At 44.9% G+C, this 1,458-nt stretch carries 1 protein-coding gene; it reads left to right on the top strand.

All coding sequences use genetic code 11. The features are described from left to right. Positions 1-160 precede the first annotated feature (160 nt). Positions 161-850 (top strand): Uma2 family endonuclease, encoded by a 690-nt coding sequence (locus tag IQ228_RS25990; RefSeq protein WP_193965003.1) that lies wholly within the window; start codon positions 161-163, stop codon positions 848-850. The last annotated feature ends 608 nt before the right edge of the window (positions 851-1,458 follow it).

Genomic DNA, 1,458 nt, shown 5'->3' with positions numbered 1-1,458 from the left:
CACCCTAACCCTCCCCTTGTAAAGGGGAGGGAACTGGATTTTTATTGTTTCCCCCCTTTACAAGGGGAAAGGGGGGTAGCAATGTGATGAAAATTACGGAATACCACTTTTCAAACATCCTCTTAATAACTTAACTATTAAGTAGAGGGAGGCAAAAACAATGACTGTAGCTCTAGACAAAACCATAATCTATCCCGACAGTGATGGTCAGCCCATGGCAGATAACACCAAGCAATTTCGCTGGATTGTCCTGATTAAAGAAAATCTCGACTCCCTCTTTGCCAATGACGAGACCGTTTTTGTGGCAGGAGATCTGCTGTGGTATCCAGTTGAAGGTCGTCCCGATATTCGTGTCGCCCCCGATGTCCTCGTGGCCTTTGGCCGACCCAAAAGCGATCGGGGGTCATACCGGCAATGGCAAGAAGATAATATTGCCCCTCAAGTAGTGTTTGAGATTTTGTCTCCAGGCAATACCCTCAAAGAAATGAGCCGTAAATTGTTATTCTATAACCGCTATGATGTGGAAGAATACTACATATATAACCCAGACTCTAATGAGTTGATGGGTTTTACCAAAGCCAACGAAGAACTCATATCCATTGAAAACATGGATCATTGGCTGAGTCCTCGTTTGGGTATTAGGTTTGAACTAACAGCGTCAACTCTAAATATTTATGATCATCAAGGCAATCTCTTCTTATCTCCGTTAGAACTACGCAAAAGCCTTGAACAGGAAAAATCTAGGGCAGAACAGGAAAAATCTAGGGCAGAACAGGAACAAGCCAGGGCTGATTGTCTAGCCGCCAAGCTGAAAGAATTAGGTATAGATCCTGACACTCTGATACCATAGGAGCAATTCATAAAACCTCGCCGTAAGTGGGAAACTCAGAAGAAGCCAGGGAATTAATTCCCTGTCTAATAGCTGAAGTCGGTTAAAACCGACTGGTTTGGGTAATATTAACAATACCTTGTCCATTTTTTGTAAGTCGGGTTAAGCGACAGCGCAACCCGACACATTTGTTGGGTTATGGCAACGCCTGCTCATTGGTGTCAACTTACAGCGATTTCCAATCATATAAGGTACATCCTAGCCCCCTCATCGCTTGCGGGGAGGGGGTTGGGGGTGGGGTTCTTGTTCCAGGTTTGATGACAATTTGCTGTAGGCTACAGATGGCTTATTTGTTGGCTTCCACACCCACCCAGAAATAAAACCTCGCCGTAAGTGGGAAACTCAGAAGAAGCCAGGGAATTAATTCCCTGTCTAATAGCTGAAGTCGGTTAAAACCGACTGGTTTGGGTAATATTAACAATACCTTGTCCATTTTTTGTAGGTCGGGTTAAGCGACAGCGCAACCCGACACATTTGTTGGGTTATGGCAACGCCTGCTCATTGGTGTCAACTTACAGCGATTTCCAATCATATAAGGTACATCCTAGCCCCCTCATCGCTTGCGGGGA

The organism is Dolichospermum sp. LEGE 00246, assembly GCF_015207865.1.
Lineage (GTDB): Bacteria > Cyanobacteriota > Cyanobacteriia > Cyanobacteriales > Nostocaceae > Dolichospermum > Dolichospermum heterosporum.
This window is presented reverse-complemented; position numbering and strand designations above follow the sequence as displayed.

Excerpts from the sequence above, each read along its gene's own strand:
- IQ228_RS25990 (WP_193965003.1), top strand. The coding sequence starts at position 161 with ATGACTGTAGCTCTAGACAAAACCATAATCTATCCCGACAGTGATGGT.